The organism is Mesorhizobium sp. M0491, assembly GCF_040321265.1.
Lineage (GTDB): Bacteria > Pseudomonadota > Alphaproteobacteria > Rhizobiales > Rhizobiaceae > Mesorhizobium.
The window spans coordinates 1-22288 of the sequence record NZ_JAMYRE010000005.1 but is presented as its reverse complement, the minus strand read 5'-3'; the positions used below and the strand labels follow the sequence as shown (position 1 = coordinate 22288).

The 22288-nt window shown below is 63.6% G+C and carries 20 protein-coding genes; 5 read left to right on the top strand and 15 right to left on the bottom strand.

The window, feature by feature from the left end; translation table 11 throughout:
- Positions 1 to 10: 10 nt before the first annotated feature.
- The 7 genes from NKI69_RS07385 to NKI69_RS07355 form a co-directional block, all read right to left on the bottom strand.
- The gene (locus tag NKI69_RS07385; protein WP_352440537.1) at positions 11 to 718 is read right to left on the bottom strand and encodes a DUF1045 domain-containing protein; all 708 of its coding nucleotides are present in this window, start codon (positions 716 to 718) and stop codon (positions 11 to 13) included.
- Positions 719 to 871: 153 nt separating this feature from the next.
- Positions 872 to 1684, bottom strand: coding sequence for a 5-deoxy-glucuronate isomerase (iolB, locus tag NKI69_RS07380; RefSeq protein ID WP_352440536.1), 813 nt, complete (start codon positions 1682 to 1684; stop codon positions 872 to 874).
- Positions 1685 to 1894: 210 nt separating this feature from the next.
- Positions 1895 to 2107, bottom strand: coding sequence for a DUF3329 domain-containing protein (locus tag NKI69_RS07375; RefSeq protein ID WP_023810667.1), 213 nt, complete (start codon positions 2105 to 2107; stop codon positions 1895 to 1897).
- A 58-nt stretch (positions 2108 to 2165) separates the two neighbouring features.
- The gene (iolE, locus tag NKI69_RS07370) at positions 2166 to 3083 is read right to left on the bottom strand and encodes a myo-inosose-2 dehydratase (RefSeq protein WP_023810666.1); all 918 of its coding nucleotides are present in this window, start codon (positions 3081 to 3083) and stop codon (positions 2166 to 2168) included.
- Between the two features lie 142 nt (positions 3084 to 3225).
- The gene (gene iolD / locus NKI69_RS07365; protein ID WP_352440535.1) at positions 3226 to 5076 is read right to left on the bottom strand and encodes a 3D-(3,5/4)-trihydroxycyclohexane-1,2-dione acylhydrolase (decyclizing); all 1851 of its coding nucleotides are present in this window, start codon (positions 5074 to 5076) and stop codon (positions 3226 to 3228) included.
- A gap of 35 nt (positions 5077 to 5111) precedes the next feature.
- On the bottom strand, positions 5112 to 7046 hold the full coding sequence (locus NKI69_RS07360) for a bifunctional 5-dehydro-2-deoxygluconokinase/5-dehydro-2-deoxyphosphogluconate aldolase (RefSeq protein ID WP_352720776.1): 1935 nt from the start codon (positions 7044 to 7046) through the stop codon (positions 5112 to 5114).
- Positions 7047 to 7186: 140 nt separating this feature from the next.
- Positions 7187 to 8032: a MurR/RpiR family transcriptional regulator gene (locus tag NKI69_RS07355; protein WP_032909097.1), complete on the bottom strand. Its 846-nt coding sequence runs from the start codon at positions 8030 to 8032 to the stop codon at positions 7187 to 7189.
- 156 nt (positions 8033 to 8188) lie between these two features.
- On the opposite strand from NKI69_RS07355, the gene NKI69_RS07350 reads away from it, so the two are divergent.
- Positions 8189 to 9298, top strand: a complete 1110-nt coding sequence (locus NKI69_RS07350; protein ID WP_352440533.1) for a Gfo/Idh/MocA family protein — start codon at positions 8189 to 8191, stop codon at positions 9296 to 9298.
- Positions 9299 to 9675: 377 nt separating this feature from the next.
- Here the strand turns inward: NKI69_RS07350 and NKI69_RS07345 are convergent, their stop codons facing one another.
- Positions 9676 to 10371 carry a helix-turn-helix transcriptional regulator gene (locus tag NKI69_RS07345; RefSeq protein ID WP_352440532.1) on the bottom strand — a complete coding sequence of 232 codons (696 nt, stop codon included), beginning with the start codon at positions 10369 to 10371 and terminating at the stop codon, positions 9676 to 9678.
- A gap of 129 nt (positions 10372 to 10500) precedes the next feature.
- Here NKI69_RS07345 and NKI69_RS07340 point away from each other — a divergent pair, with 129 nt between their 5' ends.
- On the top strand, positions 10501 to 11136 hold the full coding sequence (locus tag NKI69_RS07340; protein ID WP_352720773.1) for a LysE family translocator: 636 nt from the start codon (positions 10501 to 10503) through the stop codon (positions 11134 to 11136).
- Positions 11137 to 11403: 267 nt separating this feature from the next.
- Here NKI69_RS07340 and NKI69_RS07335 read toward each other — a convergent pair whose 3' ends face one another.
- From NKI69_RS07335 to NKI69_RS07305, 7 genes are all read right to left on the bottom strand, one after another.
- Complete coding sequence (locus NKI69_RS07335) at positions 11404 to 12495, bottom strand: 3-deoxy-7-phosphoheptulonate synthase (protein ID WP_352440531.1); 1092 nt, start codon at positions 12493 to 12495, stop codon at positions 11404 to 11406.
- A gap of 519 nt (positions 12496 to 13014) precedes the next feature.
- The gene (locus NKI69_RS07330) at positions 13015 to 13809 is read right to left on the bottom strand and encodes an SDR family oxidoreductase (RefSeq protein WP_352440530.1); all 795 of its coding nucleotides are present in this window, start codon (positions 13807 to 13809) and stop codon (positions 13015 to 13017) included.
- Positions 13810 to 13842: 33 nt separating this feature from the next.
- The gene (gene iolG / locus NKI69_RS07325) at positions 13843 to 14838 is read right to left on the bottom strand and encodes an inositol 2-dehydrogenase (protein ID WP_352720771.1); all 996 of its coding nucleotides are present in this window, start codon (positions 14836 to 14838) and stop codon (positions 13843 to 13845) included.
- Positions 14839 to 14952: 114 nt separating this feature from the next.
- The gene (locus NKI69_RS07320; protein ID WP_023810655.1) at positions 14953 to 15720 is read right to left on the bottom strand and encodes an ATP-binding cassette domain-containing protein; all 768 of its coding nucleotides are present in this window, start codon (positions 15718 to 15720) and stop codon (positions 14953 to 14955) included.
- Positions 15721 to 15722: 2 nt separating this feature from the next.
- The gene (locus tag NKI69_RS07315; RefSeq protein WP_023810654.1) at positions 15723 to 16799 is read right to left on the bottom strand and encodes an ABC transporter permease; all 1077 of its coding nucleotides are present in this window, start codon (positions 16797 to 16799) and stop codon (positions 15723 to 15725) included.
- A 112-nt stretch (positions 16800 to 16911) separates the two neighbouring features.
- On the bottom strand, positions 16912 to 17853 hold the full coding sequence (locus tag NKI69_RS07310; protein ID WP_023810653.1) for a sugar ABC transporter substrate-binding protein: 942 nt from the start codon (positions 17851 to 17853) through the stop codon (positions 16912 to 16914).
- Positions 17854 to 18155: 302 nt separating this feature from the next.
- Positions 18156 to 19187, bottom strand: coding sequence for a LacI family DNA-binding transcriptional regulator (locus tag NKI69_RS07305; RefSeq protein ID WP_023810652.1), 1032 nt, complete (start codon positions 19185 to 19187; stop codon positions 18156 to 18158).
- Between the two features lie 168 nt (positions 19188 to 19355).
- Here NKI69_RS07305 and NKI69_RS07300 point away from each other — a divergent pair, with 168 nt between their 5' ends.
- From NKI69_RS07300 to NKI69_RS07290, 3 genes are all read left to right on the top strand, one after another.
- Complete coding sequence (locus NKI69_RS07300; RefSeq protein ID WP_352720768.1) at positions 19356 to 20447, top strand: fatty acid desaturase family protein; 1092 nt, start codon at positions 19356 to 19358, stop codon at positions 20445 to 20447.
- A gap of 94 nt (positions 20448 to 20541) precedes the next feature.
- Positions 20542 to 20856 (top strand): Rieske (2Fe-2S) protein, encoded by a 315-nt coding sequence (locus NKI69_RS07295; protein ID WP_352672863.1) that lies wholly within the window; start codon positions 20542 to 20544, stop codon positions 20854 to 20856.
- Positions 20853 to 22091: an NAD(P)/FAD-dependent oxidoreductase gene (locus NKI69_RS07290; protein WP_031213034.1), complete on the top strand. Its 1239-nt coding sequence runs from the start codon at positions 20853 to 20855 to the stop codon at positions 22089 to 22091. Before NKI69_RS07295 ends, NKI69_RS07290 begins: the two co-directional genes overlap by 4 nt.
- Positions 22092 to 22288: the final 197 nt, after the last annotated feature.

The window sequence follows — 22288 nt, the reverse complement described above, 5'->3', positions numbered from 1 at the left end:
AGGCAGTCCTTCAGGCGGTTTTTCTGGCCGGGCGGCGCCCGAGCGCGTGATGCGAGAGCACCATGAACGGTGCACCCGGTTCGGTTTCGACAAACAAGGTCAGCGCATCCACCAGCACCTTCTGTTGCAGCACTTCCGCGAACAGGCTGTCGATCGCTGCGCGCAAACGAGGGCTTTCCTGTGACCCCGCCCGGCCGGACAGCGTCATGTGGAAGCGAAAGGTTTCGAAGACATAGGGGTAACCCCATTGGCAGAGATTGCGGAACTCGGCCGGCTTCAGCGAATCCGGGCTGCGCCGCTCGATTTCCGCCTCGCTCAGCGGTGCGCGAAACCGGTCGAAATCGCGCACCACGTCATCGGCGAACCGGTTGAGCGCAGGCACTGGCCCTTCCGGCACCAGTGCGAAGAAGCCGTCGATCTGGCTCACGACGAGACGCGGGATGGTCACCGCCGGCGTCGCCTCGGCGAATTGGTCGAGTGCGGCGCGCAGCGAGGCTTCCGTCTCGGTGGCAGCCAGGCGGAAGGGGGCTTTCAGCGTTGCGTGAAAGCCATAACGGCGCGCCGAAGCGGTGTGGAAAGCGACTTCCGCCGCCGACAGGTCTGCCACCGCTTCGACCGGCCTCGTCGCGGCGCCAAACGGGTCGCGGCCGAGCCAGTCGGCGGCGATCCGCGCCAGTGGCTCGTCCTGCCGGGGGGTGAAATAGAGGGCGTAGCGCATGGAAAGTCCTTGTCAGCTTCGCTGCCATAGGTGATTTCCATGACGAATTGACGAAGCCTTGCTGGCTTTCAGGTAACAAAACGCTGCGGCGGGGTCATTAGCCGACGATTTTTTCGTGCTGGACCAGGGAGCGAGTGCTCACGCAGCGACCGGTCAGGCCTTCATCAGCCATTCATGCTCAGGCGCATTGTGGAATTTCCACGTCCGCTTCGGTCCGGCCATGACGTTGAGATAATAGAGGTCATAGCCGTGGCAGGCGGCGCAGGGGTGATAACCCCCGGGCACCAGCACGACATCGCCATCCTCGATCGCCATGGCTTCGTCGAGCGCGCGATGGCCGTTCTTGTCGGCATCGGTGTAGACGCGCTGGAAGGCAAAGCCCTGCGGCGGGTTGAGACGGTGATAGTAGGTTTCCTCAAGATAGGATTCAGCGGGCAGATTGTCCTGGTCGTGCTTGTGCGGCGGGTAGCTCGACGTGTGGCCGCCAGGCGTGATGACCTCGACCACCAGCAGCGAATCGGCCGGCTTGCCCTCCGGCAATATGTTGGTGACGTAGCGCGTGTTGGTGCCCTTGCCGCGCACCTCCTGGCCGAGATCGTCCGGTGCGATCACCCGCGCCGGCAGGCCGCCGCCAAGGCCCGGCGCCGAGCAGACGGCAAGTTCCAGCTCGGTATCCGCCGTCACCGACCAGTCGGAGCCTTGCGGAATGTAGACCGACCACGGCTTGCCCTCGAAGGGCGACATGCGCCCGCCGAGCAGACCGAGCTCCTTGCCGCCGGCCTTGGCCTTGCCCTTGCCGGTGACGAACACCAGGCAGACTTCGCGATCCTCCGTCTTGCCGGAGACGCTCTCGCCCGGCTTCAGCCGATGCAGGTCGAAACCGACATAGGTCCAGCCGGCGCTTTTCGGCGTCACATGGGCGACGCGGCCAAGGCCTTTGTCGGCTTTGACGAGCAGCTTCGACATTTCTTGTCTCCTATTCCAGTGGCCTGACGGTTGCAGGCCTGTAAAGCCAAGTCGTTTGTTTGAAAGGACCATCGCAAACGTTCGGAAATTGGCCGGCGCCCTTCCAACTTCGTCATCCTAGGGTCTGCGCCGCGTCGCTGCGCTCCTTGCTCCGCCCTAGGATGACGAAGTTAGAAGCACTGCAAGCCAATCGCCAACGCATGCGATCAGTCACTCCTTCGGTTCGGCCTCGGCCTTCGCCTCGTCGGCCGGTTTATAGAGATAAAAAAACTGCCAGACGGCGTAGCCGGCGAAGCCGAGCGCGATCATGCCCCAGAACGGCGTGCCGGTGGCGAACTCGATGATCGACCAGATGACGCAGACCGCGACGATGGCGACGCGCCGCCACAAAGGCCGGAAGAAGGGGTGTTCGGAATCTTTCATCGGGCCAATCTACAGCAATCGGCCTCGCCGGGAACCCGTCGCACCAGCCATTGGAAAACTAGACATTTGGAAAGCCTTGCGTCTCGACCGTATAGCCGGCGGCGGTCATGACGCGCATCAATTCCTTGTAGCCAACCTGCGCCATCCTGAGTGGCGGGTTCTTCTTCGGGTCCTGCTCCGCCTCGACCACGAACCAGCCCTCATAGCCATGGTCGGCGAAGCGCTGCACGATGGCGCCGAAATCCAGCGAACCATCGCCCGGCACGGTGAAGGCGCCCAGCGCCACCGCGTCGAGGAAGGATTGTTTGGTGCGATCGAGCTTTTCGATCACCCCCATGCGAACGTCCTTCACATGCACATGGCTGATCCGGGTATGATGGTTGTCGATAGCGCGCAGCACGTTGCCGCCGGCGAATGCCAGATGTCCAGCATCGAGCAGCAGGGGAATGCCGGCTCCGGAATAGCGCATGAAGGCATCGAGTTCCGGCTCGGTCTCGACCACTGCCGCCATATGGTGGTGGTAGGAGAGCGGCATGCCTTGCTCGGCGCACCATTCGCCAAATTCGGCGAGCCGCCTGGCATAAGCCTTCATCTCGTCATCCGACAGCTTCGGCTTGGTGGCCAGCGGCTTTGAGCGGTCGCCCTGGATCGAGCGGCCGACCTCGCCATAGACGATGCAAGGCGCATTCACCGCCTTGAACAGGTCGATCATCGGCTGGATGCGATCCTTGTTGTCGGCCATCTCCCCATCGACCAGCGTGCCCGAGAACCAGCCGCCGCACAGCGTGACGTCGGCGGCCTTCAGGATCGGCAGCATGATTTCGGGGTCATTGGGAAAACGCCGGCCCATCTCCATGCCGGTGAAGCCGGCCGACCGTGATTGGCGCAGGCATTCTTCCAGCGACACGTCATCGCTGAGTTCCGCAAGATCGTCGTTCCACCACGCAATGGGGGACATGCCCAGTTTGGCTTTCAAGTAGTCACTCCGGTTCTTGTTCACCCTCCCCCTTGTGGGCAGGGTCGCTGCGAAGCAGCGGGGTGGGGGTGGCGCCGGACCCCCACCCGGACCTTCGGTCCGACCTCCCCACAAGGGGGAGGTAGGGGTGGCAGCGCCTATATCAATCGCCGACGGTCTGCATCTTCCGCTTCTCGTCATACGCCTTGCGCGCCGCGTTGACCTGCGGCCGTACAGACACTTCCGGCACCGCCACGTCCCACCAATGGCCCCCGGCATCGGTGGAAACCAGCGGGTCGGTGTCGATGACCAGCACGGTGGTGCGGTTGTTCTTCTTTGCCTTCTCCAGCGCGTTTTCCAGCCCGGCGATCGACGGCACCTTCTCGGCGATCGCCCCCATGCTCGCCGCATGCGCGGCAAAGTCGATGTCGGGCAGGACCTCGTGGCGCGAGTCCTTCAGGAGATTGTTGAAGTTGGCGCCGCCGGTCGCCATCTGCAGCCGGTTGATGCAGCCGTAGCCGCGATTGTCGAGCAGCACGATGGTCAGCTTCAATCCGAGCATCACCGAAGTGGCGATTTCGGAATTCATCATCAGGTAGGAGCCGTCGCCGATCATGACGACGATCTCATCGCCGGGCTTCGCCATCTTGGCTCCGAGCCCGCCGGCAATCTCGTAGCCCATGGTCGAGAAGCCATATTCGCCATGATACGATCCGGGCGCGCCCGCCTGCCAAAGTTTGTGCAATTCGCCCGGCAGGCCGCCGGAGGCATTCAGCAGCGTCACACCGGAGCCCATGGCGCGCTGCACGGCGCCGATCACCTGCGCGTCGGACGGGTAGGCGGCATTGGTCGACGCCGTCACCTTGGCCGCCTCGGCCTGCCAGGCCTTCTTGCCGGTGGCCGCATTGTCGGTCCAGGTGGAAGGTGCCTTCCAGCCGTTCAGCGCAGCACTGAGTTCGGCCAGGCCCTCGGCCGCATCGGCCACCAATGGCAGCGCGCGGTGCTTGCCGGCGTCGAAGGGCTGCACGTTGAGCCCGATGATGGTCTTGCCGGAATTCTTGAACAGCGCCCACGAGCCGGTGGTGAAATCCTGAAGGCGCGTGCCGATGGCCAGCACGACATCGGCTTCCTCAGCCAGCCGGTTGGCGGCAGAAGTGCCGGTGACGCCGACCGCCGCCATGTTGAGCGGATGGTCGTCCGGCAGCGAGGATTTGCCGCCTTGCGTCTCGCAGACCGGGATGCCGGCGCTCTCGGCGAATTTCGCCAGTTCGTCCGACGCCTGCGAATAGAGGACGCCGCCGCCGGCGATCACCAGCGGTTTTTTCGCACCCTTGAGCGCGCCGACTGCAGCGGCAAGCTCATGGCGGTCAGGGCGCGGCCGGCGCTGGTGCCAGACCCGCTCGGCAAAGAAACTCTCGGGATAATCACAGGCCTCGGCCTGGACGTCCTGGCACAGCGACAGCGTCACCGGCCCGCATTCGGCCGGATCGGTCAGCACTTGCATGGCGCGGCTGAGCGCAGGAATGATCTGCTCCGGCCGGGTGATGCGGTCGAAATAGCGCGAAACCGGACGGAAGCAGTCGTTGACCGTCGCCGTGCCGTCGGAGAAATCCTCAGCCTGCTGCAGCACCGGGTCGGGAATGCGGTTCGCGAAGACGTCGCCCGGCAAAAACAGGACGGGCAACCTGTTTACATGGGCGAGCGCCGCCGCCGTCACCATGTTGAGCGCGCCAGGGCCGATCGAAGAGGTCGCGGCCATGAAGCGGCGGCGGAAATTGGCCTTGGCGTAGGCGATCGCCGCATGCGCCATCGCCTGTTCATTGTGGGCGCGGAAGGTCGGCAATTCGTCGCGCAGCTGATAGAGCGCCTCGCCGATGCCGGCGACATTGCCGTGGCCGAAGATCGCCCATACGCCGCCGAAGATGGGGACTTTGCTACCGTCGATCTCGGTCATCTGGCGCGACAGGAAGCGGGTCAGCGCCTGCGCCATCGTCAGGCGGATTGTCTTGCTCATGGTGGTTTCCTCCGCAGTCCTTGTGCCGGGCTTTCTTATGCCGCCTTACGGCCGCGCGCGGCAAGCCACGCTTCGGTCAGCTGTTCGAAGCGCTGCGCCATATCGGCGATCGCCTCGTCATCCGACATCTTGCCGGCCAGCCATTGCTCGGCCGCATGGACGAAGATGGTGCGGCCGACCGCAAAGCCCTTAACGATGGGTGCCTTGGCGGTGGCGGCGAAAGCCGCTTCCAGCTCGTCCTGCGGCGCCTCCAGGCCAAGCAGCACGACGCCTCGGCACCACGGATCGTGCTTCAGGATCACCGCTTCGATTTTGGCCCAGGCGCCGGCCGACGCCTGCGGCTCGAGCTTCCACCAGTCCGGCTTGATGCCGAGCGCATAGAGCTCCTCCAGCGCGCGCGGGATCGTCGTGTCGTCGAGCTTGCCATGCTTGCCGGCAATGATCTCGACCAGCAATTCGCGGCCGACCTTGCGCGCGGCTTCGAACAGCGCGCGCAGCTTCTGCTGCTGTTCGTCCTTCAGCGCCGCCGGATCGTCGGGATGGTAGAAGCACAGGCACTTGATGCAGTGATCGACCGGCCACTCCACCAGCTGCGAGCCGATGTCCTGCGAGAATTCGAAGCGCAGCGGCCGCGAACCCGGCAACTCCACCGGCCGCCCGAGCCAGGCGAAGGAATGCCTGGCGAATTCGAACATCGCCTTGCGGCCATGTTTCTCGTCGATCAGCATGCCGTAGCCGTCGCGGCCGGCAGCGACCTTCGCCGCGGCCTTGACCGCCAGCACCTTGAATTCTTCGATCCGCGCCGGATCGGCGCCGGCCTTCGCCGCCACATCCTCCAGCTGCACGCGATGGTCGCAGGCGAGCGCCATCAGCGAGGCGACGTCGCGCCGGCGCGTCGTCGCCCAATGGATGTGGTTGATCGCCTCGTCCTTGCGCAACGCCAGATGCTTGCTGCCGTTCTTGAGGAAGAACCGCAGTTCCTCGAAGGTCGGATATTCCGGCGCGCAGAGCAGCCGCGACACGGCGAAAGCGCCGCAGGCGTTGGCCCAGGTCGCCGCTGTCGCATGATCTTCGCCACCCAGCCAGCCGCGCAGGAAACCGGACATGAAGGCGTCGCCGGCGCCGAGCACATTGTATATCTCGATCGCAAATCCCTTGCCGACGACACCGTCCTCGAGATCGTCGCTGATCGGTCCGTCATAGACGATGCAGCCCATGGCGCCGCGCTTCAGGACGATAGTGGCGGACGACAGCGAGCGGATCGTCTTCAGGGCGCTCAGGCAATCGTCGGCGCCCGACGCGATCATGATCTCTTCCTCGGTACCGACGATGAGGTCGCAGTCGGGCAGCACCGTCTTCAACTGTGCCGAGACTCGGTCCGATTTCACATAGCGCTCGAACCCTTCGGCATGGCCGGCAAGGCCCCACAGGTTCGGCCGGTAGTCGATGTCGAACACCACCTTGCCGCCCTTGGCCTTCATGATGCGGATCGCCTTGCGCTGCGCGGCATCGCTGTTGGGCCTGGAAAAATGCGTGCCGGTGACGACGATCGAGCGCGCCGAGGCGATGAAGGCCTCGTCGATGTCTTCCGGCGCCAGCGCCATGTCGGCGCAATCGGAGCGGTAGAAGATCATCGGCGAAACGCCTTCGTCCTCGACCGACAGCAGCACCAAAGCGGTCAGCCGCTCCTTGTCGGTCTTCAGGCCGTCGACATTGACGCCTTCACGCGTCAGCTGCTCGCGGATGAAGCGGCCCATCTGCTCGTCGCCGACGCGGGTGAGCAGCGCCGAGCGCAGGCCGAGCCTGGCGGTGCCGACAGAGATATTGGCCGGGCAACCGCCGACCGACTTGGCGAAGGAGGTGATGTCCTCCAGCCGCGAGCCGATCTGCTGCCCATAAAGGTCTACGGAAGCGCGACCGATGGTGATGACGTCGAGCGGCGCGTATTCAGCGTCCACGGCTTCGCTCATTGGAACCTCCCGTCGGCCTTGTTGTGTTGGGGTACACGCGCGAGCGGCAGCGTGGCGCCGGGAATATGAAATAATAATTCCAATCCATAGTCAATATGGAATGAGCGTTCCTTCGGGGAAAAGTACCTTTCGGCGGTGGATCAGGCCTTGCGCTTCCGACCCGTGTCGCGTCGCTTCTCGCCGACGCCGACGGTCAGCGCCATGGCCAGCGCCATTGTCGCCGACAGCGAGCGGAAGCCGGCGAAATCGGCCTCGGCAACCTCGAACCAGACCTTGGCGAACTGGGCGAGCGGGGAAAACGAGCTGTCGGTGATGGCGACGATCGGCACGCCCTGTTCCGAAATACTGCGCGCCTCCTCGATGGTGGCAGGCGCATAGGGCGAGAAGGAGATGGCGATGACGGCATCCGCCGGCGTTGCGAAGCCGATCATCTCGGCATTCAGCCCGGCCGCCGATTCGATCAACTGGTTGCGGATCTTCAGCTTGCCCAGCGCATAGGCGATGTAGGACGCCACCGGATAGGAGCGGCGCTTGGCCAGCACGTAGATGGTTTCCGCCTTTGCCAGCAGGGAAATAGCATCTTCCAGATGCGCTTCGTCCAGCGTGCGCGAAATGTCGTTGAGCGAGGTGCTGGCCGCGGCGACGAAGCCGTCGAAGATCGCCCGATGGCCGGCGCCGCCCTCTGCCTTGGCGCGCAACGCCTGCAGCCTTTCGTCATAGGATGAGTTGCGCTCGCGCAGCCGTTCGCGAAACACCTGCTGCAGGCTGGTGAAACCATCGAAGCCAAGCTGCTGGGCAAATCGGATCAGGGTTGAAGGCTGCACGCCGGCCGAAGCGGCGATGCTGGCGGCCGTGCCGAAGGCGATATCGTCGGGATTGTCGAGCGCATGGGCGGCGATCTGGGCGATGCGCTTCGGCAGGCTTTCGCGCCGCTCCAGGATGGTGGTGCGCAGCGTCTCGAAATCGCGAGGTACCCGTTCGTCCATCGTCGCTGTGTCCAAGCTCATGCGTGAAGCGTCCCTCTCTGCATCATCATAGCGAGCCTGCGCAAGAACGCCATAAAAAATGAGGCAGACATTCCATTTCGGATGAAAATGGACTAATTCATCCACACAACGCTTCAAGCAGAGGAGAAACGGAAAATGGTCGGCGTCGGTCTCATCGGTACGGGTTTCATGGGCAAGTGTCACGCCATAGCATGGAGTGCCGTCAGCGCCGTCTTTCCCGACGTTGCCAAGCCACGGCTGGTCCATCTCGGCGAGGTCAATGAAGAGCTCGCCCGGCGCAAGGCGGGCGAGTTCGGTTTCGCCAAGGCGTCCGGCGACTGGCGTGCCGTAGTCAACGATCCCGAAGTCGATATCGTCTCGCTGACCACGCCCAACCAGTTCCATCCGGAAATGGCCATCGCCATCCTCGAAGCAGGCAAGCATCTGTGGTGCGAAAAGCCGATGGCGCCGAGCTTTGCCGAGGCCGAGGCGATGGCTGCGGCGGCGAGCAAGTCCGGCAAGGTCGCGGCGCTCGGCTACAACTACATCCAGAGCCCGGCCATCCGCCACATCGGCGCTTTGCTGGAAGAGAAGATCATCGGCGAGGTCAACCATCTGCGCATCGAGATGGACGAGGACTTCATGGCCGATCCCGAGGCGCTGTTCTTCTGGAAGCACGAGGCGGCCTCCGGTTATGGCGCGCTCGACGATTTCGCCGTGCATCCGCTGTCGCTGGTCTCAGCCCTGTTCGGCCGCGTCGCCAGCGTCATCTGCGACATGGCCAAACCCTATGCCGATCGCAAGCTGGCCAGCGGCGGCCGTCGCGTGGTCGAAACCTACGACATCGCCAGCGTGCTGATGCATCTGGAAAATGGCATTGCCGGCACGCTGCTGGTCAACCGCTCGGCCTGGGGCCGCAAGGGCCGCATCGCCATCCAGATCTTCGGCTCGAAGGGGTCGATCTTGTTCGACCAGGAGCGGATGAATGAAATCCAGCTCTATGTCACCGCCGATCGACCGACCGAGCAGGGCTACCGCACCATCCTGGTGGCGCCCCACCACAAGCCCTATGACCTCTTCGTGCCGGCGCCGGGCCATGGCCTCGGCTTCAACGATCTCAAGATCATCGAATGCCACGAATTGCTGACGCGGCTTGAAGGCAGGCCGGCGCGGCTCATCGAGTTTGCCGAAGGGCTGGAGATCGAGCGCACGGTTCACGCGATGGCGCGTTCGTTCGAGGAGAAGCGCTGGGTCGATGTGCGATAGAGCCATGTAGTTCGTCGAGACGGGGAAGGTTACCGACTCTCGGCAGACAAGATTTCACCATTCATTTGGTGACCCGTCGCAGACATTCGCGATTGGCCGACGCCTCCCTGACGCTTCGTCATCCTATGGCGGAGCAAGGAGCGAAGCGACGCGGCGCAGACCATAGGATCCATGCCGCGACTCCAACGCATCACAACGGTGCAGAATTCTGCTCCGCTGCATTCCTCGACAAAGGTCGCGGCATGGATCCCGGGGTCTGCGCCGCGTCGCTTCGCTCCTTGCTTCGCCCCAGGATGACGAAGCAACGGGCGTTTCGACCAATCCCCAAGGCGTGCGACCTGCCAAGGTAAGCACCACGCCAAGTATCTGCGGCCACCTCAGACGGCCGCAGCGTTCGTCTCCCAGCCGTTGACCCAGACCTGCCGCAAGCGGTCGCCTTCGCCCTTGAACCGCAGCCCCGTCGCCTGGCAATCCTCGATCCGGTCGCTGCGGAAATTGCGGATCGCCTGGCGCAGCTCGCACCAGGCGACGATGTTGGCGGTTTCGGCGTAGTAGATGAGCGCGATCGGGCGGATGAGGCGCTCGGAGGCGCGGCCCATTTCGTCTCGATAGGAGAGGTAGAGCTTCTCCTCGTCACGGATGGCGCGTCGCACCAGCGCCAGGTCGATCGCGCCGGTAGAAGGCGCGGCGAAACCCCAGGCATGCAGCGCATTGGCGTCGAATACCTGGCGCAAGGGTGATGGCACCGCGCCGGCGATCTTGGCGCTGACGCGCTTGGCCGCTTGCTTGAGCTCGCTGTCGCCCGTGCGCTCCAACAGCGCCAGCGACAAGACGATCGCCTCCATCTCCTCGATCGAGAACATCAGCGGCGGCAGGTCGAAGCCGGGGCGCAGGATGTAGCCGATGCCGCGTCCGCCCTCGATCGGCACGCGCATCGCCTGCAGCGCTGCGATGTCGCGATAGATCGAGCGCACCGTCACTTCCAGCCGCTCGGCAATCGTCGCCGCCGTCACCGGCTGCCGCGCCAGCCGCACGATCTGGATGATCTCGAACAGGCGTGACGCCTTGCGCATTTTTTCCCCCGGGCTGCGAGCCCAACTGACACAGCATTGTCAGTTGGGCTGATCTATAGGAGCGCCTATCGAATTGAAAATCAACAGGTTCCGCTGCGGTTTGGCGGAGCGAGGCGGCAGGCAACTGACATGGATTATGCGGAAAATCTCTGGCTTTTCTTTATCCTGCTGTTCGGCATCATCGCCGTTCCAGGCATGGACATGCTCTTCGTGCTTGCCAATGCGTTGACCGGCGGCCGCGACCGGGGCCTCGCCGCGACCGGCGGCATCATGGTCGGCGGCATGGTGCACACGCTGAATGGCGCGAGCGGTGTGGGCCTGCTGATGCATTTCGTTCCGATCCTGTTCAAGCCGCTTCTGCTTGCCGGCGCCGCCTACATGGCCTTTATCGGCATCACGCTGATGCGCAGTTCCATCACTGTCGGTCAGGAGGGGCCTGCCGGCAGCCGTTCCGCATGGAAGGCCTTTCGCCAGGGTTTTGTGACCTGCCTGATCAACCCGAAGGCATACCTGTTCGTGCTTGCCGTCTATCCGCAGTTCCTGAAACCGGACTACGGTCCGATCTGGATGCAGGCGACGATCATGGGACTGCTGACCGTGGCGACCCAGGCTGCGATCTATGGCGGACTGGCGATCACGGCCGGCCGCAGCCGCAATCTTCTGATCGCCAATCCGCGGGCGACGATTTTTGCCGGCCGGGCGGCCGGACTGCTGCTCTTTGCCGTGTCGGTGTTCACGGCATGGGAGGGGTTAAGGGCGGCGTAGGGATTTCTTGCGAAGAGGACCCCCACCCACCCCTAACCCCTCCCCACAAGGGGGAGGGGGACTCCAGTCGGCGCTGACAACGGCAAACTGCCGACGTTTTTCAGGCGTCAAAGGTTCGAGTAGGAGTGCGCGGCAGCGTTCCCTCCCCCTTGTGGGGAGGGTTAGGGTGGGGGTCCTTCTTCGCAAGAATCCATATGCGATTGCCCTCCCTCTTTTGGGCAGGGGTTAGGGTGGGGGTCGTGCCGGGCAAAGGCCGGCATCAGTGGCTCAAGCGGCTCCCTGCCGGTTGTCGATCATGGCGCGGCGTGTCGAGCGGCGCCATTCGACAGCACCCGCAAGGCCGTGCAGCACCGTCTCGGTGGTCGCCCAGTCGATGCAGCCATCGGTGATGCTCTGGCCGTAGACCAAGGGCTTGCCTGCTACCACCTCCTGCCGGCCGGCGACGAGGTTGCTCTCGATCATGAGGCCGATGATGCGCTCGTCGCCTGCCGCGACCTGGCCGGCGACATCGGCCGCGACCTTGGGCTGGTTCTCGGGCTTCTTGGCCGAATTGGCGTGGCTGACATCGATCATCAGCCTGGGCGCGACGCCGATCCGGGCGAGTTCCACAGCGGCGGCTTCGACGCTCGCCGCGTCATGGTTGGGCTGAACGCCGCCGCGCAGGATGACGTGGCAGTCCTCATTGCCCGTGGTCGTGGCGATGCCGCTGCGCCCGCCCTTGGTCACCGCCATGAAATGATGCGGCTGGGCGGCCGATTTCACCGCCTCGGCGGCTATGCGAAGATTGCCGTCGGTGCCGTTCTTGAAGCCGACCGGGCAGGAGAGGCCCGAGGCGAGTTCGCGGTGGATCTGGCTCTCGGTCGTGCGCGCGCCGATCGCGCCCCAGGCAACCAGGTCGGCAATGTATTGCGGCGTGGTCATGTCGAGGAATTCGGTCGCCGCCGGCAGGCCGAGATTGTTGACGGCCGACAGCACGTTGCGTGCCATCCGCAGCCCCTTGTCGATGTTGAAGCTGCCGTCGAGGTCGGGATCGTTGATCAGGCCTTTCCAGCCGACCGTCGTGCGCGGTTTCTCGAAATAGACCCGCATCACGATCTCCAGCCGGTCCGACAGGCTCTCGCGCAGCGCTGCCAGGCGGCTGGCATAGTCGACGGCCGCGACCGGATCGTGGATCGAACACGGGCCGACAATGACGAGCAGCCGGTCGTCGGTGCCGTTCAAGATGGCATGGGTTGCGTTGCGCGATGCGCTGACGGTGCGCGTCGCGGTCAAAGTGCGCGGGATCTCCCGCATCACCTCGTCCGGTGTGCTCAGTTCTCGGATTTCCTTGACCCGAAGGTCGTCTGTGGTGGTCAACACGGCTTTCTGCTCCTGTCGAGAGCATGATGCCGAAAAGTGTGAAGCGGTTTTCGGACGACATCATGCTCCTCTTTGATTTAGAGGGAACCTGCCGGCTGAAAACAAAAAAGCCGCCAGGTATGGCGGCTGTTCGGATCTTGTTGCTGCAATCTTCAGATCGAGCGCAATCCTCCCGCCGCCAGCGAGCTCCTAAAGTACCAATATGTGGCGGTCAGGTTGATCATGAGGCTCATATAGTCGAAGCGGAGGTGCTTGTCACGTGGGTGGTGGCAGCCAAATTCAGGATGGCCGAACCTTCGCGATTTCGTCATCCCAGGGCAAAGCAGGAGCGAAGCTCCGTCGCGGAGACCCTGGGATCCATGCCGGGACGTCAACCAAGAGTGCAGCGGAACAGAATTCTGCACCGTCGCGGCGCATTGGAGTCGCGGCATGGATCCTCGGGTCTGCGCCGCGTCGCTACGCTCCTTGCTCCGCCCGTGGATGACGAAGTGATGGGCGTTCCCGCTAGACTCGCCGATCCTATTCCGGCGAAGCCCCCGCAATGCTCTGGTCATAGTCGACCAGCGATCCGGTCATGACGCCCGACTGCGGGCTGACCATGTAGCTGATCAACCGTGCTAGCTGGTCCGGCTTCACCAACTGGCCCATCGGCTGCGCCGCTTCGGCCTTTGCCAGCCAGTCGTCCGGCGCATCGTGCCATTTCTTCTGCACGATGTCCTCGCCCTCTGTGTCCATCCAGCCGGGCAGCACCGCGTTGCAGCGGATGCGGTTGTGGCGATAGGCATTGGCGACGTTCTTGGTCAGCGTCATCAGCGCCCCCTTGCTGGTCGAATAGGGCGTCAGGAACGACTGGCCGGTATGCGCCGACATCGACAGCACGTTGACGATCGAGCCTGGTGCCTTCTTTTCCAGGAGATGCCCCACCACGCCTTGCATCAGGAAAAACGGCCCGCGCACATTGGTGTCGAAGATGGTGTCGAACAGCTCTTCGCTGGTTTCGACCAGCGAACCGCGCGCCGATGTCGCGGCGGCGTTGACCAGCGCGTTGATGGCGCCGAAATGCGAGATCGCGCTGGCAACGGCGCGCTTGCAGTCGGCCACTTTAGAGACGTCGGCGCTGATGAAGATCGCGTCGACGCCCGCTTTCTTGAAATGGGCGACTGCCTTGTCGCCCTTTTCCTGCGAGCGGCCGATGAGCGCCAGCGCCCGGCAGCCCTCGTCGGCCAGCGCCTCGGCGACGGCAAAGCCGATGCCCTGGGCGCCACCGGTGACGATGGCGCGCGTCTGTGAATTGCGATCGGCTGATACGCTCATCGCTGTGCTCCTGTGGTTTCTTTCCAAGGGTTCTTACTTGTCGAGACGGACGGTCTTGCCGGTCGTTGCTGATTTCAGCGCCGCATCGGCCAGCTTCAGCGCCACCAGCCCATCCGCGCCGCTCGGCGACGCTTTCTTGCCCGAGGTCGCGGCTGTGATGAACGCGGCGATCTCAATGGCGTAGGCGTCGAGGTAGCGGGTCATGAAGAAGTCGTGCAGCGGCGGGCGCGTATAGCCCTTCTCGTTGGCCAGTTCGATCGACACCGGCCGCTGGTTCTCGGCCGCGATCATACCCTTCGAACCATGCACCTCGATGCGCTGGTCGTAGCCATAGGTGGCGCGGCGCGAGTTGGAGATGACGGCCTGCTTGCCGGAAGCGGTTTCCAGGATGACGCTGACGCTATCGAAATCGCCGGCAGCACCGATCTTCTTGTCGACCAGCACCGAGGCATGGGCGCTGACCGCCACGACCTCTTCGCCGAGCAGGAAGCGCGCCATGTCGAAATCATGGATGGTCATGTCGCGAAAAATGCCGCCCGAGCGCTTGATGTAGTCGATCGGCGGCGCGCCGGGATCGCGCGAGGTGATGGTGACCATCTCGACGGTGCCGATGGCGCCGTCGTCGATCGCCTTGCGCACGGCGGCGAAATGCGGATCGAAGCGCCTGTTGAAGCCGACCATCAGCGTCGCCTTGGTCTTCTCGACCACGGCCAGGCACTTCTCGACGCGCTTGACGTTGAGGTCGATCGGCTTCTCGCAGAAGATCGCCTTGCCGGCCCTGGCGAAGCGCTCGATCAGATCGGCATGGGTGTCGGTAGGCGTGCAGATGACGACGGCGTCGATATCCCCGGATTTCTCGATGGCGTCGATGGTCCGCACCTCGGCGCCATAGGCGCTCGCCAGTTCAGTTGCCGCCTTCTCGAACGCATCGGCGACAGCAACCAGTTTGGCCTGCGGATTGGAGCCGACGGCGCGGGCATGGACCTTGCCGATGCGGCCGGCACCGAGGAGGGCGAAGCGAACAGTCATGATATTTCCTCTGGGGGGATGGGTTAGAGAGAGTTGTGTCCACACCTTCCCTGAGGAAGGGGCAAGATTGCTTCAAGCACGCATATCGTCCTCAAAACAGGATGACCATCCTGTTTAGGCCGCGAGTTCCGCCTCCCCGGTCTTGGCGCCGGTGATGTAGGAGACGATGTCGTTTCCGTCGGTGTTCTCCTTGCGCAGATTGGCGACGATGCGGCCGCGCCGGAACACGACGATGCGGTCGCAGAGATCGAACACCTGGCGCATATTGTGGCTGATCAGGATCAGCGGCTCGCCATTGTCCTTGAGCGTGCGGACGATGTTTTCGACCTGCGCGGTCTCCTGTACGCCAAGGGCGGCGGTAGGCTCGTCCATGATGATCAGCTTGGAGGCGAACGTCGCCGTCCGGGCGATCGCCACGCACTGGCGCTGGCCGCCCGACATGTGGCGGATGGTGTTGGACAGATTGGGGATCTTCACCGCCGTGCGGACGAGCGCCGCCTCGGTCGCCTTGCGCATGTATTTGCGGTCGAGGATCGAGAACGGGCCGAGGTTGAACAGCACCTTCTCGCGGCCGAGGAACAGGTTCGACGGCACGTCGAGATCGTCGGCCAGCGCCAGGTTCTGGAACACGGTCTCGATGCCCGCCGTGCGAGCCTCGATCGGCCCGGCAAAATTCACTTCCTTGCCGTCGAACCAGATCTGGCCGCTGGTGCGCTGCTCGACGCCGGTGATCTGGCGCACGAAGGTCGACTTGCCGGCGCCGTTGTCGCCCATGATGGCGACATGCTCGCCCTTGCGCAGCTCGAAATTCGCGCCTTCCAGCGCGTGCACGCCGCCATAGCGCTTGGTCAGGTTTTCGGTCTTCAGGACGATGTCTGACATGGTCATGCCCTCATTGCCCGCAGGCGTTGGCGCCACTGGTCGAGAACCACCGCACCGACGATGATCACGCCCTTGACCATCTCCTGGTAGTAGGCGTCGAGGCGCAGGAAGGTGAAGCCGGAGATGATGACGCCGAAGATCAGCGAGCCGATCACCGTGCCGATGATCGAGCCGCGGCCGCCCGACAGGGAGACGCCGCCGATGACCGCCATGGCGATGGCGTCGAGCTCGTACATCACGCCCATGCCGGACTGCGCGGTCAGGTTCTTGGAGCTCAGCACCACGGCGGCGAGCGCGGCGAGAATGCCGGCGATGACGTAGACCAGGATCTTGTGGTTGGCGATCTTGATGCCGGACATGCGCGCGGCATCTTCGTTGGAGCCGATCGCATAACAGTGCTTGCCGTACCTGGTGTAGGTCATGATCAGCTGGAACAGGATGGCCAGCGACAGGAAGATGACGACGGGCATCAGGCCTTTGCCGATGCCGGCGAAACTCTCGGTGGGAAACGAGATCGGCTGGCCCTTGGACCACCATTTGGCGATGCCGCGCGCGGTCACCATCATGCCGAGCGTGGCGATGAACGGCGGAATGCGCGTGTAGGCGATCAGCGCGCCATTGACCAGGCCGGCAAACAGGCCGCAGGCGATCGCCACCAGCAGCGGCACGATGACAGGCAGGTCCGTCCAGCCTTGCGCCAAAAACATCGCCTTGGGATTGGGGTTGCCGTTGACCGTCGCCACCTGGGCGAAGCTCATGGCGATCATGGCGGTCGCGCCGACGATCGAGCCCGAGGACAGGTCGATGCCGCCGGTGATGATCACTTGCGTCACGCCGATGGCGATGATGCCGACGATCGACACCTGCAGGATGATGATCTGCAGGCGCGCTTCGTTGAAGATGCCGCCGACGTCGCTGCGGGTGTTGAACAGGAAGCTGTCGCCGAGAAAGACGCGGCCGATCAGTTCGAAGATGACGACGAGAATGACCAGCGCCAGGAAAACATTGAACTCGGCCGGCCATGTGCGCTTCCTCGCATCATAACCGACGCCGCCGACGCCATGAGATGTCTGTGCCACGTATCCTGTCCTCCATCAGCCGCGGTCGCCCTCGCGCCGTGCCGGCGCCGAGGGAGAGAGGGGAGCGGCGCTGTCTTGGTCGAGCGCCGCTCCGTATCGAACCGTTGGCGGCTCAGTTCTTCTTCAGGAACTTGTCGATGTTGGCCGGCGTCACCAGCTGGAAGGGCACGTAGACCTTGTGCTCGATCTTCTCGCCCTTGGAGAGCTTGAGCGCCGCATCGAGAGCGCCGGCGCCCTGGCCGGCCGCGTCCTGGAACACGGTTACGTCGAGGTCGCCCGCCTGCATTGCCGCCAGCGCGTCCTGGGTGGCATCGACGCCGCCGACGACAACCGCCTTCATGTCGATGCTGCCGGCCTTCATCGCCTGGATGGCGCCGATGGCGCTTTCGTCATTGTTGGCGATGACGCCGTCGAACGGCTTGCCGGTCGACAGCCAGTTGGTCATCAGGTTCTGCGCCTCGTCGCGGTTCCAGTTCGACGTCTGCTTGTCGATGATCTTGATGAAGCTGCAATCCGGCGTCGCGATCACATCGTCGATGTCCTTGGTGCGCTGCACGGCGGCCTGGTTGGAAAGCTCGCCCATGATCACATAGACATTGGCTTCCTTCTTGCCGGCTTCCTTGAACAGGCGGCAGACTTCCTTGGTCTCGAGCGTGCCGGAATCGGCTTCGTTCGAGGCGACGAAGGCCTGGTTGTCGGGCAGCGTATCGACATTGACCGGCTCGCGGTTGACATAGACCAGCGGGATCTTGGCTGCCGCGGCTGCGTCCGACATCGCCTGGGTGGCCGAAGTGTCGACCGGGTTGACGATGATGGCATCGACGCCGGAGGCGGCGAAGTTCTTGATCTGGTCGAGCTGCTTGGCAACGTCGTTCTGCGCGTCCTCGACCTGCAGCTCCACGCCGCTCATGCCCTTGGCCTGCTCGATCATGCCGTTGCGCAGCACGGTCAGGAAGTTGTCGTCGAACTTGGCCATCGACACGCCAACCTTGGCGGCCAGGGCGGATGAGCTCATCAGCGCCGCGAAGGCGACGCCCAAAATCAATTTCTTCATTGTGTTTCTCCTCCACATATTGGTGTCCGGTTTCACCGATTTATCCGGAATCCCCGATCTCCCCGGGGAATCTCTCCCTGATATCTTTTCTATTCCGGATGACGCTTGCCTCCTGGCTGGAACGTCAAACCCTCTGTTTGAAACAGATGTTCCGGAACGAAAGAACCAAAATACACAGATGATGAAATATTTATTCCATTTCACATCGGGGCGTCAAGGGCGATTCCGCGGCCTGCCGGCCGATTTACGCATCGCTCTGATGGATTCTATCATTTGCCTCGGCGGCCTTGCGCGGCGGCGGGCTAGATGTTTTCCGGCAGGTAGATGTCAAAGGGCAGGAAGGTCTGGCCCGGAGCGTTGGCGGCGCCGGTTTCGATGGCATGCGCCATCAGGTCGACAAGCTCACGGCACAAAGCGGCGAGCGGGGTCGAGATCACCATGGTGAGGATGTTGTCGGCGAGTGCCGCGCGCGACTCGGCGTTGATCTCGTTGCAGACGACCACCGGCATGGTCGCGGGCTTCGCTGCCCGCAGCGCCGAGACTGCGCCTTCCATGCCGCCGCCCGCGACGTAGCAGCCGGCAAGATCCGGATAACGTGCCAGAAGATCGATCATCGCGTCATGGGTCACCTGGTTGGCTTCCAGATTGACCAGCGTCTCAAGCACGCTGAACTCCGGCGCGTGCTCGCGGAAGAAGGAGCGAAAGCCGATCTCACGCAGCTCATGGCCGTGGAAGCGGTGGCTGCCGACGAAGAGGGCGACCTTGCCGGGCCGCTTGGCTGCTTTGGAGATCATCCATGCGGCGGTGCGCCCGACCTTGCGGTTGTCGAGGCCGATATAGCCCTCCCGGATGCCGGCGGCAAAGTCGGACAGCACCGAAAAAACCGGCTGCCCTCTCGCCTTCAAGGTTTCCACGACCGCTGTCAGGGTCGGATGGTCCGGACCGACAACGGCGATGGCCCTCGATTTCGCCGCCAGCCTGCGCATCTGGGAGGCGATCTCGTCGGGAGCCAGGGAACTGGCGAAATCGATGGTCGCAACGCCGCGGAAGCGCTGCGATTGCGAGATGGCCAGTTCAAGTTCCCGCGCGAAGTCGCCGTAAAAGGCATCATTGCCCCGCAGCAGCAGGAAGCCCAGCCGGTACTCCGGCAATTCCTGGCGCATGCGCTGCTTGATAAGGCCGGCGGCGTGGTAGCCGATATCGGTAGCGGTCTCGTAGACGCGGCGCGCTGTCTCTTCGCGCACCGGCAGCCGGTTGTTCAGCACGCGGTCGACGGTGGCGACACTGACGCCCGAGATGCGCGCCAGATCTGATATTGTCGGCCGCTTCACCATGCTCGCCTCGTCGGGTTTGCTTGAGCCTTCGTATATCATCCTGATGGGAAATGATAGAAACTATCTTTGTGATGTTGAGTCCATCATCGGTCGGCGTTACTTTGATGCTCGAAACCAAGGGATTTCACGGCATCGCTCTGGCGGATGCCTTTGCCGAGGGAGGCAATCATGTCCACTGCGCCGTCCCGGCGTGACTACAGCCTGATCGGCCGCGACGCCAGGCTCGCCGTCGAGACCGGCCTGTCGGCGGCCGAGTGGTATCACACCGACGTACCGCGCAAGCAGATGAAGGAGCTGATGCAGCGCTCCGACGGGCCGGCGATCCGCGATACCGCAATCTGGTTCGCCGCCCTGATCGTCAGCAGCGCCGGCGGCGCCTGGTTCTGGGGCAGTTGGTGGTGCGTGCCGTTCTTCTTCGTCTATGGCGTCCTCTACGGCTCCTCGACGGATTCGCGCTGGCACGAATGCGGTCATGGCACCGCCTTCCGGACGCAGTGGATGAACGATGCGGTCTATCAGATCGCCTGCTTCATGATCATGCGCAATCCGGTGACCTGGCGCTGGAGCCACACGCGCCACCACACCGACACCGTCATCGTCGGCCGCGACCCGGAAATCTCGGTCATGCGGCCGCCTGATCTGGTTCGCGCCATGCTGGGCTTCGTTGGCGTGCTCGACGCCTGGCGTGCGATGTCAGACATGCTGCGCAACGCCGCCGGCAACATCAGCGCCGCCGAAAAGACCTTCATTCCCGAACAGGAACAGCCCAAGGCGATCCGCGTCGCCCGCATCTGGACGGCGGTCTATGCCGCCATCGTCGGGCTGGCGCTCTACACCGGTTCGTTCCTGCCGCTGATGCTGGTCGGCCTGCCCAGGCTCTACGGCGCCTGGCACCATGTCATGGTCGGGCTGCTGCAGCATGGCGGCCTGGCCGATAACGTCACCGACCACAGGCTGAACAGCCGCACCGTCTACATGAACCCGATCAGCCGCTTCATCTACTGGAACATGAACTACCATGTCGAGCATCACATGTTCCCGATGGTGCCGTACCATGCGCTGCCGAGGCTGCACGAACTGATCAAGCACGATCTGCCGGAACCGACACCGTCGATCTTGGCCGGCTATCGCGAGATGATACCGGTCTTCCTGCGCCAGCTGCGCAATGAGGACTATTTCCTCAAGCGCAAGCTGCCGCCGACCGCACGGCCATATCGCGAAGAATTCCACAACGACACTGTCGCCGCCGCGGCGGAATGATCGTGCTTCCATCCGATCTGGAATATTTATTTAACGCAATTCCGGACGGAAAGCCGCTGCGCACTTTTCCTGGATTTGCTTTGGGAGGACTTGAATGAGCGACTGGGTCGAGGCCTGCGCCACCGGCGACATAGACGAGGAGGATGTGATGCGCTTCGATCATGGCGGCCGCTCCTTCGCCATCTATCGCAGCCCCGACGACGAGTTCTTCGCCACCGACGGCCTCTGCACGCATGAAAAGGTGCACCTGGCCGATGGGCTGGTGATGGACGACATCATCGAATGCCCCAAGCACAATGGCCGCTTCAACTACAAGACGGGTGACGCCCGCGGCGCCCCGGTCTGCGTCAATCTCAAGACCTATCCGGTCAAGGTCGATGCCGGCAAAGTCCTGATCCAGATCGGATGACTGACATGGCGGGGGGGATGCTCATCATCGGCGCCGGCGAATGCGGCGGGCGGGCGGCATTGGCGCTGCGCGACCTCGATTATCGGGGGCCGGTGACGCTGGTCGGCGACGAGCCGCATCTGCCCTACGAGCGCCCGCCTCTGTCCAAGGAGGCGATGGCCAGCGATGCGCCCGAGATCAAGGCGATCGCCAGCGACGCAATTCTGGCCGAGAAATCGATCCGGCATATACATTCCGTCCAGGCCGTGGCGATCGATCGCGCGGCGCATGCGGTGCGCCTGTCGGACGGATCGGTCCTGCCCTACGACAAGCTCCTGCTGGCAACCGGTTCGACGCCGCGCAAGCTGCCGATGCCGGGGTTGGGTCCGCGCTGCGTCTATCTCCGCACCTTTGCCGATGCGCTCGCCATTCGTGCGCATCTCACCGCCGGCAACCGCATCGCCATCATCGGCGGCGGTTTCATCGGTCTCGAACTCGCGGCCGCGGCCCGCAAGCTCGGCACTGATGTCACCGTCATCGAGGCGCAGCCGCGCATCCTGATGCGCGGCGTGCCGGCGGAGATCGCAGAAATCATCCATGATGCGCACGTCGCCGAGGGTGTGGATATCCTGTGCGGGGATGGCATCGCGTCCATCGCCGACGACGGCAACAAGGTGCGCATAGCGCTTGCCGGCGGCCGGGAAATCGTCGCCGACCTCGCGATCATCGGCATCGGCGCCGTGCCGGTGACCGGGCTTGCGGCCGAAGCTGGGCTGGCGATCGACAACGGCATTGCCGTCGATGCCGAGCTGCGCAGCAACGATCCCGACATCTTTGCCGCCGGCGATTGCTGCTCGTTTCCGCTCGCCGTCTATGGCGGCCGCCGCGTACGGCTGGAAGCCTGGCGCAACGCCCAGGAGCAGGGCGCGCTGGCGGCCAGGAACATGCTCGGCGCCGGCGAGGCACATACGGCGGTGCCGTGGTTCTGGTCGGATCAATACGGCCTGAGCCTGCAGATCGCCGGGCTGTCCGACGAAGGCCGCAGCACCGTGCGCCGCGACCTCGGCGATGGCGCCTTCATCCTCTTCCATCTGGCTGAAGACGGCAGGCTGGTGGCGGCCAGCGGCGTCGGCCCCGGCAATGCGGTCGCCCGCGACATCAGGCTGGCCGAAATGCTGATCGGCAAACGGGCGAAGCCGGCGCCGGAAGCGCTGGGATCGCAGGATGTGAAGCTGAAGTCGCTGCTGGCGGCTTGAGCCTGCTCTGCCCCTTGTGGGAAGGGTAATCGCATATGGAATTCCTGAGATGTCTGCCCGGCACCGACCCCCACCCCTAACCCCTCCCCACAAGGGGGAGGGAGACTTCCGTGGTTGTGTGCGTCAAGTTCTGCAAAATGGGCGATCATGAAGCTGGTCATGCGGCTTGGCGTAGAGCGAGCTTCTTGTGCTCGCGC

Excerpts from the sequence above, each read along its gene's own strand:
- NKI69_RS07290 (WP_031213034.1), top strand. The coding sequence starts at position 20,853 with ATGACTGACATGGCGGGGGGGATGCTCATCATCGGCGCCGGCGAATGC.
- NKI69_RS07340 (WP_352720773.1), top strand. The coding sequence starts at position 10,501 with ATGGATTATGCGGAAAATCTCTGGCTTTTCTTTATCCTGCTGTTCGGC.
- NKI69_RS07355 (WP_032909097.1), bottom strand. The coding sequence starts at position 8,032 with ATGGACGAACGGGTACCTCGCGATTTCGAGACGCTGCGCACCACCATC.
- NKI69_RS07385 (WP_352440537.1), bottom strand. The coding sequence starts at position 718 with ATGCGCTACGCCCTCTATTTCACCCCCCGGCAGGACGAGCCACTGGCG.
- iolB (WP_352440536.1), bottom strand. The coding sequence starts at position 1,684 with ATGTCGAAGCTGCTCGTCAAAGCCGACAAAGGCCTTGGCCGCGTCGCC.
- NKI69_RS07345 (WP_352440532.1), bottom strand. The coding sequence starts at position 10,371 with ATGCGCAAGGCGTCACGCCTGTTCGAGATCATCCAGATCGTGCGGCTG.
- NKI69_RS07320 (WP_023810655.1), bottom strand. The coding sequence starts at position 15,720 with ATGTCAGACATCGTCCTGAAGACCGAAAACCTGACCAAGCGCTATGGC.
- NKI69_RS07330 (WP_352440530.1), bottom strand. The coding sequence starts at position 13,809 with ATGAGCGTATCAGCCGATCGCAATTCACAGACGCGCGCCATCGTCACC.
- NKI69_RS07360 (WP_352720776.1), bottom strand. The coding sequence starts at position 7,046 with ATGAGCGAAGCCGTGGACGCTGAATACGCGCCGCTCGACGTCATCACC.
- NKI69_RS07305 (WP_023810652.1), bottom strand. The coding sequence starts at position 19,187 with ATGGTGAAGCGGCCGACAATATCAGATCTGGCGCGCATCTCGGGCGTC.
- NKI69_RS07310 (WP_023810653.1), bottom strand. The coding sequence starts at position 17,853 with ATGAAGAAATTGATTTTGGGCGTCGCCTTCGCGGCGCTGATGAGCTCA.
- NKI69_RS07295 (WP_352672863.1), top strand. The coding sequence starts at position 20,542 with ATGAGCGACTGGGTCGAGGCCTGCGCCACCGGCGACATAGACGAGGAG.
- iolD (WP_352440535.1), bottom strand. The coding sequence starts at position 5,076 with ATGAGCAAGACAATCCGCCTGACGATGGCGCAGGCGCTGACCCGCTTC.
- NKI69_RS07375 (WP_023810667.1), bottom strand. The coding sequence starts at position 2,107 with ATGAAAGATTCCGAACACCCCTTCTTCCGGCCTTTGTGGCGGCGCGTC.
- NKI69_RS07300 (WP_352720768.1), top strand. The coding sequence starts at position 19,356 with ATGTCCACTGCGCCGTCCCGGCGTGACTACAGCCTGATCGGCCGCGAC.
- iolG (WP_352720771.1), bottom strand. The coding sequence starts at position 14,838 with ATGACTGTTCGCTTCGCCCTCCTCGGTGCCGGCCGCATCGGCAAGGTC.
- NKI69_RS07350 (WP_352440533.1), top strand. The coding sequence starts at position 8,189 with ATGGTCGGCGTCGGTCTCATCGGTACGGGTTTCATGGGCAAGTGTCAC.